This is a genomic window from Ruminococcus sp. 1001136sp1_2201st1_G3_2201SCRN_220225 (assembly GCF_040924365.1).
GTDB lineage: Bacteria > Bacillota > Clostridia > Lachnospirales > Lachnospiraceae > Blautia_A > Blautia_A faecis.
On record NZ_JBCOME010000008.1, the window covers coordinates 61,096 to 78,617 of the forward strand.

At 42.3% G+C, this 17,522-nt stretch carries 22 protein-coding genes and 1 pseudogene; 3 read left to right on the plus strand and 20 right to left on the minus strand.

The window, feature by feature from the left end; genetic code table 11:
- Window positions 1–53: 53 nt before the first annotated feature.
- Window positions 54–473, plus strand: a complete 420-nt coding sequence (locus AB5642_RS04620; RefSeq protein WP_118580215.1) for a twitching motility protein PilT — start codon at window positions 54–56, stop codon at window positions 471–473.
- A gap of 45 nt (window positions 474–518) precedes the next feature.
- On the opposite strand, the gene AB5642_RS04625 is transcribed toward AB5642_RS04620, so the two are convergent.
- The 12 genes from AB5642_RS04625 to AB5642_RS04680 form a co-directional block, all read right to left on the minus strand.
- Complete coding sequence (locus AB5642_RS04625; RefSeq protein WP_368357286.1) at window positions 519–656, minus strand: DUF6783 domain-containing protein; 138 nt, start codon at window positions 654–656, stop codon at window positions 519–521.
- 65 nt (window positions 657–721) lie between these two features.
- On the minus strand, window positions 722–1,777 hold the full coding sequence (locus AB5642_RS04630; protein ID WP_148463018.1) for a tyrosine-type recombinase/integrase: 1,056 nt from the start codon (window positions 1,775–1,777) through the stop codon (window positions 722–724).
- Between the two features lie 258 nt (window positions 1,778–2,035).
- Window positions 2,036–2,482, minus strand: a complete 447-nt coding sequence (gene dtd / locus AB5642_RS04635; protein ID WP_148463019.1) for a D-aminoacyl-tRNA deacylase — start codon at window positions 2,480–2,482, stop codon at window positions 2,036–2,038.
- 1 nt (window position 2,483) lies between these two features.
- Window positions 2,484–3,923 (minus strand): AI-2E family transporter, encoded by a 1,440-nt coding sequence (locus AB5642_RS04640; protein ID WP_118580206.1) that lies wholly within the window; start codon window positions 3,921–3,923, stop codon window positions 2,484–2,486.
- Window positions 3,924–4,175: 252 nt separating this feature from the next.
- Window positions 4,176–4,814: an AAA family ATPase gene (locus AB5642_RS04645; protein ID WP_173718924.1), complete on the minus strand. Its 639-nt coding sequence runs from the start codon at window positions 4,812–4,814 to the stop codon at window positions 4,176–4,178.
- Between the two features lie 106 nt (window positions 4,815–4,920).
- Window positions 4,921–5,835, minus strand: a complete 915-nt coding sequence (locus AB5642_RS04650) for an RluA family pseudouridine synthase (protein ID WP_173718925.1) — start codon at window positions 5,833–5,835, stop codon at window positions 4,921–4,923.
- A gap of 57 nt (window positions 5,836–5,892) precedes the next feature.
- A complete protein-coding gene (gene lspA / locus AB5642_RS04655; protein ID WP_173718926.1) occupies window positions 5,893–6,441 on the minus strand; it encodes a signal peptidase II in 549 nt (182 codons plus the stop codon).
- Between the two features lie 6 nt (window positions 6,442–6,447).
- Window positions 6,448–7,539 carry a 3-dehydroquinate synthase gene (gene aroB / locus AB5642_RS04660; protein ID WP_173718927.1) on the minus strand — a complete coding sequence of 364 codons (1,092 nt, stop codon included), beginning with the start codon at window positions 7,537–7,539 and terminating at the stop codon, window positions 6,448–6,450.
- Window positions 7,540–7,568: 29 nt separating this feature from the next.
- Window positions 7,569–8,321, minus strand: a complete 753-nt coding sequence (locus AB5642_RS04665) for an RNA-binding protein (protein WP_173718938.1) — start codon at window positions 8,319–8,321, stop codon at window positions 7,569–7,571.
- 5 nt (window positions 8,322–8,326) lie between these two features.
- Window positions 8,327–8,956, minus strand: a complete 630-nt coding sequence (locus tag AB5642_RS04670) for a cell division protein SepF (RefSeq protein ID WP_173718928.1) — start codon at window positions 8,954–8,956, stop codon at window positions 8,327–8,329.
- A gap of 15 nt (window positions 8,957–8,971) precedes the next feature.
- On the minus strand, window positions 8,972–9,676 hold the full coding sequence (locus AB5642_RS04675; RefSeq protein WP_173718929.1) for a YggS family pyridoxal phosphate-dependent enzyme: 705 nt from the start codon (window positions 9,674–9,676) through the stop codon (window positions 8,972–8,974).
- A gap of 34 nt (window positions 9,677–9,710) precedes the next feature.
- Entirely contained in the window at window positions 9,711–11,126 is a 1,416-nt protein-coding gene (locus AB5642_RS04680) for an HlyD family efflux transporter periplasmic adaptor subunit (RefSeq protein WP_237925602.1), read from the minus strand.
- A gap of 393 nt (window positions 11,127–11,519) precedes the next feature.
- On the opposite strand from AB5642_RS04680, the gene lexA reads away from it, so the two are divergent.
- A complete protein-coding gene (gene lexA / locus AB5642_RS04685; protein ID WP_173718930.1) occupies window positions 11,520–12,140 on the plus strand; it encodes a transcriptional repressor LexA in 621 nt (206 codons plus the stop codon).
- A 68-nt stretch (window positions 12,141–12,208) separates the two neighbouring features.
- Here the strand turns inward: lexA and rsfS are convergent, their stop codons facing one another.
- The 8 genes from rsfS to rplU all read right to left on the minus strand — a co-directional run bounded on the left by rsfS (window position 12,209) and on the right by rplU (window position 16,537).
- The gene (rsfS, locus tag AB5642_RS04690) at window positions 12,209–12,577 is read right to left on the minus strand and encodes a ribosome silencing factor (protein ID WP_173718931.1); all 369 of its coding nucleotides are present in this window, start codon (window positions 12,575–12,577) and stop codon (window positions 12,209–12,211) included.
- Window positions 12,578–12,689: 112 nt separating this feature from the next.
- Entirely contained in the window at window positions 12,690–13,295 is a 606-nt protein-coding gene (gene yqeK / locus AB5642_RS04695; protein ID WP_173718932.1) for a bis(5'-nucleosyl)-tetraphosphatase (symmetrical) YqeK, read from the minus strand.
- A 2-nt stretch (window positions 13,296–13,297) separates the two neighbouring features.
- Entirely contained in the window at window positions 13,298–13,933 is a 636-nt protein-coding gene (nadD, locus tag AB5642_RS04700; RefSeq protein ID WP_330590271.1) for a nicotinate-nucleotide adenylyltransferase, read from the minus strand.
- Entirely contained in the window at window positions 13,917–14,210 is a 294-nt protein-coding gene (yhbY, locus tag AB5642_RS04705) for a ribosome assembly RNA-binding protein YhbY (RefSeq protein ID WP_118580179.1), read from the minus strand. Before yhbY ends, nadD begins: the two co-directional genes overlap by 17 nt.
- Before the next feature lie 36 nt (window positions 14,211–14,246).
- On the minus strand, window positions 14,247–15,539 hold the full coding sequence (obgE, locus tag AB5642_RS04710; RefSeq protein WP_173718933.1) for a GTPase ObgE: 1,293 nt from the start codon (window positions 15,537–15,539) through the stop codon (window positions 14,247–14,249).
- 63 nt (window positions 15,540–15,602) lie between these two features.
- Window positions 15,603–15,890: a 50S ribosomal protein L27 gene (gene rpmA, locus AB5642_RS04715; RefSeq protein WP_015542711.1), complete on the minus strand. Its 288-nt coding sequence runs from the start codon at window positions 15,888–15,890 to the stop codon at window positions 15,603–15,605.
- Between the two features lie 5 nt (window positions 15,891–15,895).
- Window positions 15,896–16,219: a ribosomal-processing cysteine protease Prp gene (locus AB5642_RS04720; protein ID WP_173718934.1), complete on the minus strand. Its 324-nt coding sequence runs from the start codon at window positions 16,217–16,219 to the stop codon at window positions 15,896–15,898.
- A gap of 12 nt (window positions 16,220–16,231) precedes the next feature.
- Window positions 16,232–16,537: a 50S ribosomal protein L21 gene (rplU, locus tag AB5642_RS04725; RefSeq protein WP_118580170.1), complete on the minus strand. Its 306-nt coding sequence runs from the start codon at window positions 16,535–16,537 to the stop codon at window positions 16,232–16,234.
- A 251-nt stretch (window positions 16,538–16,788) separates the two neighbouring features.
- Between rplU and AB5642_RS04730 the strand changes: the two are divergent.
- Window positions 16,789–17,522 (plus strand): annotated as a pseudogene (locus AB5642_RS04730) (ISNCY family transposase); the annotation flags it as partial.

Here is a 17,522-nt window from a genome sequence, read left to right on the forward strand (position 1 = left end):
AAACAAGGTTTTGGTAAAAATTTAATATCATATTGTCTAAGGAGGAAAACATCATGGTTGAACTGATCGTAGGAAAGAAAGGCAAAGGCAAAACAAAAGTGCTCTTAGACAGAGTAAACGGTGCGGTGAAAGAAGCCAACGGAAGCATTGTTTACCTTGACAAGAGTACCAAACATATGTATGAGCTTAACAATAAGGTACGTCTTATCGACGTCTCCTCTTATCCATTGAAGAATGCAGATGAATTCGTAGGTTTCATCTGTGGTATTATTTCTCAGGATCATGATCTTGAGCAGATTTATCTGGACAGTTTCCTCAAGGTTTCCAAGTTGGAAGACGCTGATGTTACAGATACACTTGATCAGCTGGACAAGATCGGTGAGAAATATGGAATTTCAATAGTTGTAAGTATTTCGCTTGACAAAGAAGAGATTCCGGAAGCATTACAGGATAAGATTGCAGTAGCATTATAATCTCGGATAATATGATATTGCAGCTATAAATTCAGTAAAACCAAATTAGAGGTACATAAGGACATGACTCGACTGTGGGTCATGTCCTTTTTTGAGCTGCGCCTTAGAGCGTGTTTGAAAAATCATTCCTACAATCTGCACGCTCCACTTTGAGGGAGATTTTGCAGAAAGTTTTGAATTGATTTACAATAATAATATTATGTGAATTAAATGCGGTGATTACAACAATTGTACGTGTGAAGCAGATGTTAATCTTCACGCAGCTTTACAGCAGTGGCTGCCTGACGCCGTCTGGAATCGTCTAAGGCTGCATAATGCTTCTTGGTAGTATTCACGTCCTTATGGCCTAAAACGTCCGCTACAAGGTAAATATCGCCTGTTTCCTGGTAGAGGGCGGTGCCGTAGGTACTGCGGAGTTTATGAGGGGTGATTTTCTTGGTGGTGGTAACCTGGCGGGCATATTTTTTGACCAGGTTTTCAACGGCCTGGACACCAATTCGTTTGCGCTGGGTAGAGTAGAAGAGAGCGTGTTCGTGGCCTTCTACAGGAATAATGTTCTTGCGTACTTCCAGGTAGTTTTTCAGAGCTTTTTCTACTTCAGGACCGAAATATACAACCATTTCATTTCCACCTTTTCGAGTAACCTTGATTCCATTGTTTTTGAAATCTACGTCTTCTATGTCAAGACCTACACATTCAGAAACACGAACACCTGTTCCAAGCAGAAGAGTAACGAGAGCGAGGTCACGGTCTTTGTTTTTTTCATAATATACCTTTTTCTGACCGGTAAGGTCGTCCCCGCCGTGCTCAATATAATCCAGCAGCAAGGCAACTTCATCAGCTTCCAGGCGAATGATACTTTTCTGATGAATCTTTGGAACGTCCACAAGGACGGTAGGATTTGTGTGAATCATTTCACGTTTAAAATAATATGCATAAAAACTTCGCAATGAGGACATTTTTCGCTTCAGACCACGTTCGCCATTGGTTTCCGTTTTATCCCCGGCCTGGTAAACTTTCAGATATTCTTCATATTCTTCAAGATCAACAGCTGTGATCTGATCCAGGACATCCACTGTAAAGGCATCTATAGACCAGTCCCTGAAGGCTGGATTTTGTTCCAGAAGAAACTGGAAGAAAATGCGGATGTCATATGCATAGGAAATTCTGGTTTTAGTTGTGGTACGAGGTTCAATGGCACGAAAGAAATCCTTGCAAAATGGCGGCAAGGTTTTTAGAACATCACGAAGCCGCAAGGTATTTTCGACGTCAGTCTGTTCGTGGTAGGTGACTTTTTTATCCATGAAAGATTCTCCTTTAGAAGTAATAATGATACCAATCTATATGAAAAACTCGGGTTTGTCGTATAGATCTAGATGAGGGGTATAACGCCGAATCAGCCACTTCTTCTGGCTGTTTTCGGCGTTTTTCAGAATTTCATTAAATGTTAAAATATAATTGATGGTTCGACTGCATTCATTATGCAGTTACAGACGATTCTGAACATCTGGCGCACCGGTTTCAATAAAGCTTGGCCGGTTTCGTTACAATTGCTGTTAATTTTACATGATCGATTCGTCCAACATCACTGTAAACGGTCCATCGTTTTCCAGTGAAATTTTCATATCAGCGCCAAAAATACCATGCTGAACAACTGGAACAACTTTTGCAGCTTCCTTTAGCATGTATTCATAAAGTTCATTTGCCTGTTCTGGCGCACCGGCTTCAATAAAGCTTGGCCGGTTTCCTTTTTTGCAGTTGGCATATAACGTGAATTGCGAAACCATCAAAAGCTCCCCATTTACATCTGCCAGGGAAAGGTTTGTTTTGCCATTTTCATCTTCAAAAATTCGAAGTCCTAGCATTTTTTTCATATATTTGTCTGCAATTTCCCTGGTATCATTCTGACCTATGCCGACCAGTACAAGAAAGCCCTTCCCAATATTTCCGATAACTTCACCATCTACTTTTACGCTTGCATGATTTACACGTTGTATTAAAAGCCGCATGTTAATTTCCGTCCTTTTTACTGTTTTGTTTCTGTCTGTACTCTTCTATCAATTGTCTGACTTTTTGATAAATTATCACAGAATATTTTTTTATAAGGATCCAGATTGTAGTCAGGATTTTCTGGATCGTTTTTAACAAAGTAAGGGTAAATTTCAACATTGCAGTGCGTCTGGGTGTCTCTCTCTTCTTCGGCTCTTCTGCCGGGAAAAGAACGGGTTCATGTGTTTCCGGATCCAGACAGTCAATGTTGGTGTATTTTTGCTCCTCATCTGGAACCTGCTTATAGATCAGGCTGATATGGACAAGCCTGCCAAGTGCCGCGTAAAGCACTGCAAAAACAGGAACGCCAATGATCATACCTGGGATTCCAAAGATTCCACCGCCAATAAGGATGGCGACAATGACCAGAAAACTGGAAAGTCCTGTGGAATCACCAAGAATCTTCGGTCCAAGAATATTGCCGTCAAACTGCTGGAGAACAAGAATAAAAATTGCAAAATAAATAGCCTGCAGCGGATCCACCAATAAGATGAGAAAAATACTTGGGATTGCTCCGAGGTAAGGTCCAAAAAATGGAATTACGTTGGTTACACCAATGATCACACTGATCAAAAGTATATATGGCATATTCAAAAAGTTCATACCAATATAACACAATACGCCAATGATGGCAGAATCCAAAATCTTACCACTGAAAAATCCGATAAAGGTTCTATTGGTAAAACGCATGGAATGGATGATAAAATTCGCATGCTGGGTATTAAAAATTGCGTAGGTGAGCATTTTTGCCTTGGCAATGAATCCCTCTTTATCTGCCATCAGGTACAGGGAAACGATAGCTCCGATGAGGAAATTCTTCAGAAAATTAATTAATTCAAACACACCTGCGGAAATATTTTTTAGCATTTCCTGCATCTGCGGAAGGATATTCGTAGTCAGGTAGTCCTGCGCTGTGGTGATGGACTGATTCAAAGTGTCCAGTGCATCACTGTTCAGATTCCATTTCTCAATGAAAGACTGCAGCCATTTCTGAATAACCTTCACATAGGCTGGAAAACTGTAGATCAGACCCATAATACTTCGGATCAGTTCTGGCAGAATCATCATAATAAGGGCATAAATAAGAGCAAGGAAGAGAAACATACATAAAATTACGCATGCCCACCGAATTGCCTTGCGCCCCTTCTTTCCTACTGATACTTCCTTCCTGGCAAGAAGCGGATAAATGATTTTTTTCTCCAGGAAATTTAATACAGGGGTCAGTAAAAAGGCGATCACGACACCATAAACAATAGGTGTGAGAATCCCCAGAAATGTCTGGATTCCTGTAATCAGTGTCTTCATATGGAAAACACCATAATAAAAGAGCATACTGGCTGCGATTACAAGGAAAGAAGTTACTCCCCAGCGAACATGTTGATTGTCCCAGCGTAATTTCATATTCTAATATCGTCCTCCTGAAACATGAATGCAAAATATGTGTTACTGCCTGCTGTTTGTACAGTAACCAATAAGTGTCTGCACTGTTATTTATTTAACAGCGATTTCCATCTATTATAACACAGTTTTGTCTCAATGTCTTATTAAAAAAATATAAAGTGGCGATGGCGTTTGAAAACAGGAATTGAGATGCAACAAATTACAAAAGGAGCTCTCTTTCGAGAACTCCTTATTTACACATGATTCTGTATATTATTTCTTAAGGTCATCAAAAATATGTATGGTATTGATAATCGCCTGGGCAGCACCTTCGATACCAAGCACACTGCTGTCAATGCTTAAGCTGTAGCCCGCTGCTGCACCCCATTTCTTATTGGTGTAGTAATTATAGTAGCTTGCACGGCTCTTATCTGTCTTGGTGATCATATCTTTGGCTTCTTTAGGTGTCTTATTGTATTTGCCTGCAATACGCTTGATCCTCCAGTCCAGATCAGCATGAACAAAAACACTGAAGCAGTTTTTATTATCTGCAAGAGCATAATCTGCACAACGCCCTACCATAACACAGGGACCTTCAGCAGCTAATTTCTTGATGGCTTCGAACTGTGCCAGGAAAACCTTGTGGTTCATAGGCATGTCTGTAAATCCAGCAGAAGAATATCCAAAAGAATAAGTATCCATTACAAGAGAATACAGGAAGCTGTTAGTTGGCCTCTCGTCATGATTCTCAAATAATTCCTTGCAAATACCGCTGTCGTTTGCAGCATGCTCCAGAAGCTCTTTGTCGTAACACTTGATTCCAAAATATCTGGCTACTTCCTGACCAATCTGCCTGCCGGCGCTTCCATATTCACGTCCGATGGTAATAATTGAACTTGTTGTATTGTTCATATCTGCCACTCCCTTCTGCAATTCCTTTGTTACTGTTCACTTCGTGACTGGCAATTCATAGGAATTTTGTAAGATTATTATACACTACATCAGGGTAAACTGACAACTATTTTCTTAATTTTTCTAACAAATCGAGAAAATATTCTGGCAAAGGTGCAGAAAACTCCATATACTCTCCTGTTCTTGGGTGAACAAAGCCCAAAACCATGGCATGAAGAGTCTGTCCCTGAAGATGATAGGGATTTTTGCCTGAGCCATAGATCTCGTCGCCAAGAAGAGGATGTCCAAGGCTGGTCATATGTACACGGATCTGATGGGTACGACCGGTTTCAAGGCGGCACTCGATATAAGTCGCATTCCCGAAACGTTCCAGGACTTTATAATGGGTGACAGCGTCTTTTCCATTTTTGTAGTTGATCGCCATTTTTTTCCGGTCAATTGGGTGACGGCCAATCGGGCCTTCCACAGTACCTTCATCTTCCTTAAGATTACCGGCTACAATAGCCCGGTAACGCCGCTTGATGGTATGCGCTTTCAGTTGCTTGGCCAGATCACGGTGAGCCGTGTCATTCTTGCATACAAGAAGAGCTCCTGTAGTGTCCTTATCAATACGGTGGACGATTCCAGGGCGCATAACACCGTTAATACCGGACAGATTGCCCTGACAGTGGTACATAATAGCATTTACCAAAGTTCCGCTGGTGTGGCCGTTTGCAGGATGGACTACCATTCCTTTGGGCTTATTTATCACCAGTACATCATCATCTTCGTATAAAATGTCCAAAGGGATATTTTCCGGAAGAATATCCGGTTCAGTCAGATCAGGCAGGGTTGTCTGAACCAGATCCCCTGCCTGTATTTTGTAGTTTGCTTTTACTGCTTTCCCATTGACGGTAACACCTTGTTCTTTCAGAAGCTTCTGAAGATAAGAACGGGAAAGTTCCTTATATTTATCGGAAAGACAGCGGTCTATGCGCACTCCTGCTTCATCTTCGGTTGCTGTAAATTCCAATTGCTCCATGTTTCAGTAAAACTCCTCTCTCAATTACGCGGTATATGAAAAATCAGACAAATCAATTTACTTGGCAGATCTGTTCCCCGGTTTCAGAAAGTCAAAATCATTTTCTTCTGTATAACGGAAAAACATAAGAAATACCATCACTGTGATCCCACAGGTCACGTAAATATCTGCCACATTAAACGTGGGAAAATCAATTAGGGAAAAATAAATAAAATCTACCACATACCCACGGAAAACACGGTCTATAAAATTCCCCATTGCTCCAGCGAACACAATTGCCGCTGTATAAAGCAGTGGTCTGTAATAAACAGTTGCAGGTGTTTTTATAAAAAGATATATAATAGCCATAAAAAACACAATACAGATAAGCACCAGAAAAAGGATCTTATTCTGGAGAAGGCCAAATGCCATGCCTCTGTTTTCAAGGTAACGAAGGTTTAACACACTATCAATAAGAGTAATCCCGGAGGTTCCTCTCAGATACCTGATTGCAAAATACTTTGTTCCCTGATCCAGAAGCACCAGAAAAAGGATAAGCAGAATTCCTTTTAATTTAGGTGCTTTTAGTGGAAGGTCATTGTAGTCTGAAGCTGTTTTATTTTCCATGATAGATTACCTGCAGATGGCGTGAATTCCCACAAGAAGCTCCTGATCCGTAACTGTCTTGTCAATAAAAGTCTTTCCAAGACCATCCATAAGGATAAATTTAATCTGTCCCTGTTCCATTTTTTTGTCCTTTTTGGTAGCTGCAAGAATGTCCATGGGAGAAAGTCCTTCCACATACAAAGGCAGGTTGTAAAGCTCAAGGCTATGGCAGATCTGCTCGTATTCACCATTTGTGAGGAGACCTCTTTCCCTGGAAATGGCAGCTGCGGCAACTAGTCCGATTCCCACACACTGACCATGGAGAAGGTTAAAGTTCATCAGCTTCTCGACTGCATGTCCTATGGTGTGGCCAAGATTAAGAAGAGCGCGCTCGCCCTGCTCCTTGGGATCCCGTTCTACAACCCCGGCTTTGATGGCACAGCATTTTCGGATCATAACGGCAAGCATTTCTGGATCCATAGTGCGGATGACCTTGTAATTTGCGCATACAAAGTCGAAAAAGCCTTTATCGCAAATTAGTCCGGTCTTTAGGATTTCACCCATTCCACAGCCAAATTCGCGCTCAGGGAGGGATTGCAAGGTGGCCATATTCATATAAACCAGGCGGGGCTGATGAAAAGCGCCTACCATATTTTTAAACTGTCTGAAATCAACGCCGGTCTTACCGCCTACGCTGCTGTCAACCTGTGCCAGAAGCGTGGTAGGAATCTGGATAAAATCAATTCCGCGAAGATAGGCTGCAGCACCGAAGCCGGATAAGTCTCCTGTTACTCCGCCTCCAAGAGCAACCACCAGACTTTTGCGGTCAAGCCCATTCTCAATAAGGCACTGGAAAAGATCCTGTACGGTATCAAGATTCTTGTGTGCTTCTCCTGCGGGGAAAGTGAACTGGCATACATGATCGGATACTTTCAAAAGCTCTGCTTTCACCTGGTCTGCATAGAGAGGTGCTACTGTGGAATCTGAAACAATACACATGCTTTTCCCTGCAAGACCTTCGTCTGTTAGGGCCTGTGAAAGAAAAGAAAAGTCATTTTCAAAATAAATGGGATAACAGAACTCCCCGTCACGTTTTACAAGTAATTTTTCTTCTGCCATAGTTAAATCCTCTCCAAATGTATTATTGTTTATACGTATTTTCGAATGCGGACACCAAGGCGTCCTTTCTTTGTCTGTCTGGATACACCATCATAGATAAAGCGTCCTTTGCTGCGAACGGAAATAATATCGCCTTCTTTTGGCTCATATCCATTGGAGGTGATCAGTTTGCCGTTTACAAACACAAGACCGCTTTCAATAAAAGAAACCATGCTGCTTCTGGACGTCTGAAAAGCCAGCCCGATGAGAGCATCCAGCCTTACAGAAGCGCAGGTGCCATTTATCATTTCAAATTCAGGTTCCGGAATCTCTTCTGCCTGCTCTACTCTGGAAACCAGCACGGTAGTATGTTTTACCCGGATAAGATTTTCAATAAAAAAGTCAGACATTTTATGAAGGCAGAAAAACCAGGCTTCTTTATCCTTGATGAGGATATCACCAACTACACTGCGGTCAACGCCAAGATTCAGGAGCGCTCCAAGATAATCTCTATGTCCAAGCTCCTCAGAAAAACGAAGAGCCTTGGGCTCTATTTTCAGGCAGTCAATAGGATAATCCCAGGAAAAACCAAGACCTCCGGGGAAAAAAGCTGCCATCTGCCGTTCTGCATGCTCATAGCCACCGAAAAGCTTTACCTCTACGCCCATCTGGTGAAGCTTAAGGGAAGCAAGCATATTTTGTTCATTTAAGTTAAGAAAATCCGTAAAGGTGACAATATCTCTCTGGTAAGAGAGATTTGCCAGCTCCCGGATTCTCTTAAGTAAAAATTCATCCTTATCCATAAAAATCAATAACCGGCTCTTACAGAAGGTGTAGCGCCGCCAAGAATATTCTGAAGATCACCAGTGATATCTACAGAAGACGGACCAAGTACGAAGATGTAGCTGGAAATCTTCTGAAGGGAACCATTCAGGGAATAACATGCGCCAGATGCAAAATCAATAATACGCTGTGCAAGTTCTACATCAATACCCTCCAGATTCAGAATTACAGTTGCATTGTCAAGAAGTGTGTCTGCAATCTCCCGGGTGTCCTCCATGGAAGCAGGTTTGATCACACAAACCTCCATAGAAGAAGCCTGATTCGCACGACGGCTGCTTCTCATCGGAGTGATTTTGGAAGAAGCTACAGGGCGCTGCTTCTCAGCTGGCTGTTTCGCAGGAGCCTTGGCAGCAGTCTTTGGTGCTGCTGTATGTACAGGTTCTTCGTCAAAGGAAGTATCTTCGTCAGCCAAATCGTCCTCTTTCTTACGACCGAATTTCTCGAAGAATTTCTTCTTAGGCTTGTCATCCATAGGATCGTCATCAAAGAAATCTCCCTCTTCATCGTCCATCAGATCCTCATCTAAATAATTATCTTCATCATAATCGTCATCATTCAGTTTAATAGAATCTAATAATTTATCAAAAACGCTCATTTTCAATCTCCAATCTTAATCTTCTTGCCGTGTGGCATAATTTCGTTCACCAAAAATACCGGTTCCCACACGTACCATGGTTGAGCCTTCTTGGACAGCAACCTGATAATCTCCGGTCATACCCATACTCAGAACACTCATGTTAACATTATTAATGTTTTTTGCACTAATGTCAACACTTAATTTCTTCAATGTGCGAAAAACTTCACGATTTTCTTCTGGATTTTTCACAAATGGGGCAATGGTCATAAGTCCCATCACTTTTATATGGGAAAATATGCTGATTTTCTCAAGAAGAGGAAGCACCTCATTCGTCGTTAATCCGAATTTGCTTTCTTCCTCTGCTACATTAACTTCCAGCAGAATTGGCATAACAAGATCTTTCTTTGCAGCTTCCTGCTCAATGGTCTGGGCAAGGCGAAGGGAATCTACCGAGTGAATCATGGCAACCTTGTCAATAATATATTTTACTTTATTGCGCTGCAGATGACCGATCATGTGCCACTGGATATCTGATGGCAGCTGGTCATATTTATCCATGATCTCCTGAACTTTATTTTCTCCAAAAACACGCGCACCGGCATCATACGCCTCCTGAAGCATGGAGACCGGTTTGGTCTTACTTACTGCCACCAATGTGACTTCACCTGGGTCACGGGAAACAGCAGCACAGGCTTTTTCAATATTTGCATTTACCTGCTGTAAATTTTCAGCTAACATTTATAAGCCTCCTTAAAAATAGTATATGTTAAACTTAGTAGAGAATATCCTGTTCTTTTACCTGGGAGGAGTCTCTGGCAATGCGGTCATAGCGGGAAAGTCCGTAGGATGTATTACTGGAAATAATGGCATATTCTTCATTCTGATCCAGTATATCTACCTGACGGAATACCGCATACCCTTGATTGATGCAGTAAACGCCTTCCAGAGAATCTGTTTCGCCCACAATAAAGCGCTGGTTAGAGTCATCTTTTACAATAGCATCTCCTTCCCTAAAAGCGCTTCTATCCACGTAATAATTGTAAGCTTCATCAGCAGAATCATCATCTGATTCAATTTTAACTTTACCGTAGATTGTAGCATTGATAAAGGTTCTTACGTTATTTCCGCTGGAATCTTTGGAAATCTTGTTAAAGCCTACACTTCCGCTGTCAGGATCAGTCGTGGCATATTCTGCCGGAATTACGTAAAAATCCTTGGATTCAATAGCGGAAAGGGGAATCTTAAGACCGGTTACTGTATTGGTAACCAGCTCAATATCCAGAAAACGGTCAGATGCATAGCGGATCAGACCGCGGCTGAAGTCAATTTTTCCATATTTGTTACCATCGATTTTTATGATGGAAAAATCGCCGCTCTGTGTCATATCATCCTTGAGAAATTTCACACGAATGGTGGAACGTCCCTCCAGCTTGGCGGCCTGTTTGTCGCTTAATGGAATGATCAGGCTCCATAATTCGCTGGTAATATTTGTATAAATGTTATCTCCGGCCTGCACCTTTTCGGATGTCTTCAGATCCGTTTCATGGTAAGAAGTCTGGTCAAAATCTGCTGCTGTAATGTTCTCCACAGTCTTATTCTCATAGCCGTCCATAGAATAGAGGATAATGCCGTCTTCCTGGGCTTTACAGATATTCTGTCCACCGATGGTCACTACTTGTGAATCTGCATTCCCGTCAGTGGAAATTCCCTCATACTGAAGGATGCTTCCCTCCAGCTGGTTCTTAAAACTGTAGGTGTTGTTAAATTTACTTCCGGAAAATCCTTTGGAAAAGCTGAGCATAGAACTGCGGATATTCTCCAGTTCATCAGCAGTCAATGCAGACTTGGTTTCTGCAATTTTTCCGGAACTTAATCCGTAAACAGCACCGTTGGCATTGATCTTACTTCCCTCCCGGGCATAATAATTCACATAACCGGAGGATTCTGCCTTAAAAACACTCTCTTCCCGAAGAGAAATACCAGTGTAGGTTTCGTTTCGTGACAAAGGACCTGTGGTAACCTGGTAAGATTCGATATGTGTGGAGGTTACAAGTAAAAAGGCAGTAAAAATCATATATAATAACAATACACCAAAAGCAACGGTGGCAATATTTAGTCCGAATATGTTCTTTAACTGGACAAAAAGTCCTGTCATTTTGCCAGGCTTGTTAGATTTCTTCTCGGACAAGCGGATTCCCCCTTTGTTTTTGAGTCAGGCTCTGAATTTTCATACCAAACAATTGTACCATTTTTTGCCGGTGAACACAAGGAAAAGAAAACGAAAAGTGTGTGAAAGTGTGTGAACAAGTTACTGTTCACTGGTAACGTTCCGCGAGGTGTTTTTGTGAACAAAGTTCACAGAAAACCCGAGAGTTGTGGCGCGAAATCATGCAAAGCATGATTTCTGTGCATCGCGAAGCGCGTTACTGTGAACGGAGTGAACAGTAACGTGAACAAAGCTGGAAGCTGTGAACAGCCTGCATATCAAAAAACGAACATATTTTCAGAATATCTGTTTGCTTAATTAAGAAAAATATGGTATGATAAGAAAAAGTTGAATGAATTTCGGAGGAAAACTCTTATGACATATGGTAAAATCAGCAAAAAACAGCAGGAAATTTTAGAATATATTAAAAGTGAGATTCTGAACCGCGGATTCCCGCCAGCAGTTCGTGAGATTTGTGAAGCTGTAAATCTGAAGTCTACATCATCTGTTCATGCCCATCTGGAAGCTCTTGAGAAGAACGGATACATCCGCCGCGACGCCACGAAGCCGAGAGCTATAGAGATCATAGATGACAATTTCAATCTTGTCCGCCGTGAAGTGGTCAATGTTCCGATTGTAGGCACCGTAGCCGCCGGACAGCCTATTCTGGCTGTAGAGAATGTAGATGGCTATTTTCCCATCCCGGCAGAATTTATGCCCAATGAACAGAGCTTCATGCTGAAGGTAAAAGGCGACAGCATGATCAATGCAGGAATCTTTGATGGTGATCAGGTCCTGGTAAAGCAGCAGCCTACTGCCGATAATGGCGACATTGTAGTTGCCCTGGTAGAGGACTCTGCCACAGTGAAGACCTTCTATAAGGAGAAGGGCTACTACCGCCTTCAGCCAGAGAATGACACCATGGATCCCATTATCATTACAGGAGAAATCCAGATTCTGGGTAAAGTATTTGGTGTCATGCGTTTCTACCAATAGTCATAAAAAATTTCCCCTTTAGCAAACAATTGCTGTTTCCAGACAATTTGTTTACCAAAGGGGACTTTTTATTTTTCTAAGAACTCATCCATTTCCAAAACCTTTCCATCTCTCCAGATTCTCTCCAGATCATAGAAAAGTCTGTTCTCCTCATCAAACACATGCACGATCACATCGCCGTAATCCATAAGAATCCAGCTGGAATTGCGGTTTCCCTCGATCTGCTTCGCCTCAAAGCCAGCGCGTCCAAGCTGCTCCTCCACATTATCGACGATCGCCTGAACCTGATTGGAGTTTGTACCGCTTGCGATTACGAAATAATCTGCAATTACAGAAACATTATGAATATCAATTACCTTGATATCCTGTCCCTTTTTATCATCAATTGCCTTGCAGGCAATCTGTGCCATCATTTTCTCTGTACTTACTGTACTCATTCTGATCTGCTCCTTTCTTAATAATGCCTATACTGACCCAATATTCTTTCAAATTCCTGCGCAAACAAATGTCTTTAAACGTGACAAAATATTCGCCAGTATATGCGGAGTATTAATTATCAGATACGTTATTACGCTTATTATGCAATTCTTTATAATAAATATAAGCCTCCTTGGAAGTTGGCTCAATATCATCGGCAGAATCTTCTTCCAGATACTCCAGAGTATCTTTCAGGATCTCATACATACACTCATCTAGGTCTTCAAACGCAAGTTTGCGAATTTCCGGTAAACGGCTTGCTTTGTAACGCATGGGCTCAATATAATCTGCAATATAAATAATCTTTTCAAGAAGACTCATTTCACGTCTGCCAGTTGTGTGATAATTGATGGCAGAAAGAATCTCCTGATCGTCAATCCCATATTTCTCGTGAGCAATATAAGCTCCAAGACGGGAATGGAGAAGAAACGGGTGGCTTCTCTCAAAATCGGAAACCGGAATATTGTGTTCGCTGCACATCTTCAGTTTTTTCTTATTGGGAATGCATTTGGCGCAATCGTGAAGAAGACCGGCCACCTGTGCATCTTTGATATCATATCCATGGACCATAGCCAGACATGCGCTGGTGTACATAACGCCCATGGTATGCTGGAAACGATCCTCATCCAGGTATTTGGAAAGTTTTTTTTCAATTTTTGCAAAATCGTAATCTGCCATGGTCAGACTTCCTTCTTTCTGTAAATTCCATTCTCTTTCATGTAAGAAATCACCTTATCCGGGACGTAATATTTCAGACTTTTTTTCTCTGAAATCCACTGACGGATCTGATGACTGGACACATCAATATTCATAGTATCCAAAAGGGCAAAATTTCCATTGTACCTTGCAGAAAGACGCTGGATTTCCTGATTCAGTTCAGCGTAGGACGCATGATCCCGGACAGCCACCACAAGAGTACAGGCCCGACAGATCCGCTCTGGTTCCATCCATTCGTCAAAAGCAAAAAGAGAATCTGCACCAATGATAAAATAATAGTCTGTATCCGGATTGTATTCTTTTAGCTCTTCCAGAGTGCGATAGGTATAGGTATACCCGGTCTCGTGCATTTCTGCAAGAGACAGCTCAAAATGGGGATTATCTTCAATTGCAAGCCGGACCATATCCACACGCTGGTTATCAGAGGCTCTGCCAGCACGGTCCCGTTTATGGGGCGGGTTGCCGGAAGGCATAAACAGAACCTTATCCAGCTGGAATTGCTCATAGCTCTGCTCACCCAGGATCAGATGTCCCATATGGATGGGATCAAAGGTACCGCCCATGATCCCGATTTTTTTTCGATTATTTTGGCAGTTCAATTTTCTTTTTCTCTTTTTTACCTTCGCGGTATAATACGATCTTCTTACCGATCACCTGTACAACCTGGGAATGGGTGCGCTCTGCAAGAACCTGTGCCATTTCCTTAGGATCCTCCAGACAGTTCTGAAGCACACTGATTTTGATCAGCTCTCTCGCCGCAAGTGCTTCGTCAACAGCCTTGGTGTTCTCCGGTGTAAGACCGCCCTTGCCAAGCTGGATAATGGCATCCATTTTCATTGCCAGACTTTTTAAATATGCTCTTTGCTTACTTGTCATAATTTATCTCCTGAATACCTGCTGAATAGTTGCTATTTATTTATAATAATCAAATTCAAATCCATACATACGGACCGTATCACCTTCCTGAATACCGGCGTTTTTCAGTTCATCCAGAATGCCGCCTTCTTTCAGGAAACGCTGGAAAAAGGCGAAGCCTTTCTCAGAATCCAGATTGGTATAACCAAGCATTTTCTCAATACGTGGTCCTTCTACGATAAATACAGATGGATCTTCCTCGTCAACCTGTACGGTAAATGGAAGGCTCTCATTGATCAGCATATCTTCCGGGAAGAATTCCTGCTCGAATACGATTGCTTTCTTCGGACAACTGTCCAGAAGTTCCTTGATATGGAAAAGAAGCTCACGTACACCCTGTCCGGTAACTGCAGAAATGGGATATACTTTGATACCTTTTGGTTCAAATTCTTTGCGAAGTCTGTCTACAGGATTCTCCTGACCGTCGTCAAAAATACAGTCCACTTTATTGGCTGCAATTACCTGAGGACGCTTTGCAATCTCCGGATTGTATTTCTCCAGTTCTTTGGTAATCTTATAAATATCATCAATAGGATCTCGGCCTTCTGTGGAAGCTGCATCCACAATGTGCACCAGAACTCTGGTACGTTCAATATGGCGAAGGAACTCATGACCAAGACCGACTCCTTCAGAAGCACCTTCGATCAGTCCCGGAATATCTGCGATGATAAAACCGCCATTCTCAGTATCTACAACGCCAAGGTTCGGACTTAAGGTTGTGAAATGATAGTTGGCAATCTTCGGTTTCGCATTTGTAACACGGGAGAGAAATGTAGACTTACCAACATTAGGAAAACCTACCAGTCCCACATCTGCGATCACCTTTAGCTCCAGAAGCACTTCAAGCTCCTGAAAAGGCTGTCCAGGCTGGGCATACTTGGGAACCTGCATGGTAGGAGTTGCATAATGCTGGTTTCCCTTACCGCCGCGTCCGCCGCGCAGTACAACCTGACGGCGGTTTTCTCCGGACATATCGGCAATAACCTTACGGGATTCAGCCTCCATGATAACAGTACCTTCCGGTACCTTTAATATGATGTCGGCTCCGTCAGCACCGTGGCAGCGCTTTTTGCCGCCCTCCTGGCCATCTTCTGCCTTATATTTTCTTTTATGACGGTAATCACCGAGGGTATTCTGTCCCTCGTCAACTTCAAAAATAACGTCTCCGCCCTTGCCGCCGTCGCCGCCATCCGGACCGCCGTCAGGTACATATTTTTCCCTGCGGAAGCTTACATGGCCGTCGCCGCCCTTGCCGGAACGGATATATATGGTAGCTCTGTCTGCGAACATTAAATCTCCTTTATAAGAAAAGGCTCCAAACCTTTATAGATTTGAAGCCTCCTGCTCTACGAATTACTCTGCCTCTACTGGTACGATAGAAACCTGTTTCTTATCGCGGCCTTTTCTGGTGAATCTTACAACACCATCGGTCAGTGCAAATAATGTATAGTCTTTTCCGCATCCTACGTTCTCGCCTGCATGGATCTTAGTTCCGCGCTGTCTGTAAAGGATGTTGCCGGCTTTAACAAACTGTCCGTCTGCTCTCTTCGCACCTAATCTCTTGGACTCGGAATCACGACCGTTCTTTGTGGAACCAACTCCTTTTTTATGTGCGAATAACTGAAGGTTCATCTTCATCATTGTTGTTACACCTCCTTGACTCTTACTGTCAAATATCGATTGTTATAACTATGCTCAATTTCTGTTAATCCAAGAATCAGGGAATCCATAAGCAGTTTCCCGCGCTCAGTATTCGGATTTGTTTTAAAATGGATGGATACATATCCCTCATCCGCTTCTGCTTCAATCTGCTCTTCCGTAAATCGCTCAAGAGAATTCACAGTAGTAATGATCAAGGCTGATACGGCAGCACATACAATATCCTGTCCCTCTTCGGCATAGCCTGCATGTCCTTTAGACAGAAAATCCAGATAAGAGCCTTTTCTCTTCTTAACTGTAATATTGATCATAACAGCACCTGATTAAGCGTTGATCTTTTCGATTTTAACTTTGGTGTACTGCTGTCTGTGACCGTTTTTCTTGTGATATCCAGTTTTTCTCTTGTACTTGTAAACGATGACTTTTTTAGCCTTTCCGTTCTCAACTACAGAAGCGGTAACACTGGCATCCTTAACGTCTTCTCCAACCTTTAATCCGTCATTGCTAACTGCAATTACAGAATCAAAAGTAACGGTTTCACCAGCTTCAACTCCGAGCTTCTCAACTCTGATTACGTCGCCTTCAGCAACTTTGTACTGTTTACCACCTGTTGCAATAATTGCGTACATTTGTGGCACCTCCTATAGACTTTACTCGCCAAATATGGTGGTCTCTCGACTCTTAAACCTCTTTGTGCGGCATACTCGATTATAATAACAGGGAGATTTGGTTTCGTCAAGAGGTTTTGTAAAAAAAATTGTAAAAAATATGAACCATTTATGATAATGTCCTAATATACCACAAAGGAAAATGTCCCAATGTAGTATAATGCTTCCATCAACAGATGGAGGTAACGATTATCAGAAAGGTAGAATTATCAATGGATGAACAAAAGAAGTATGAGGTGATCAAATCATTGGCAGATCATCCAGCCCCTAACAAGCAGAGAGCTGCCCTTACTCTCGGTTGTACTGTACGTCACATTAACCGTATGCTTAAAGGCTACAAAGAGCATGGCAAAGCCTATTTTATCCATGGCAACAGAGGACGTAAGCCAGCCAATACCATCCCCAATGAAACTCGTAATCTTGTTGTCGATTTATACCGCAACAAATACTATGATGCCAATTTTGTGCATTTCACTGAGTTATTAGGAAAACATGAAGATATCCACATCTCCCCTTCAGCGGTTATGTCTATTCTCGAAGCTGAATACATTCTCTCTCCCAAGGCTACAAAAGCTAAGAAAAAGAGAATCAAAGAACAATTAAAAGCCGATAAAAAAGCAGCGAAATCTCAGAAAGAAGCGGATCAGATACAGATTAATCTTGTTGCTCTTGAGGACGCCCATTCCCGCCGTCCCAGAGCCGCTTATTTCGGTGAACTGCAGCAAATGGACGCAACTCCCTACGAATGGATCCCCGGTCAGATATGGCATCTGCATCTGGCTATAGATGATGCTACAGGAAGGATTACCGGCGGTTGGTTTGATACCCAGGAAACTCTGAATGGCTATTACCACGTTTTCCATCAGATCCTCACAACTTACGGTATCCCCTACAAGTTCTTTACAGACCGCCGTACTGTTTTCACCTATAAAAAGAAAAACTCCCC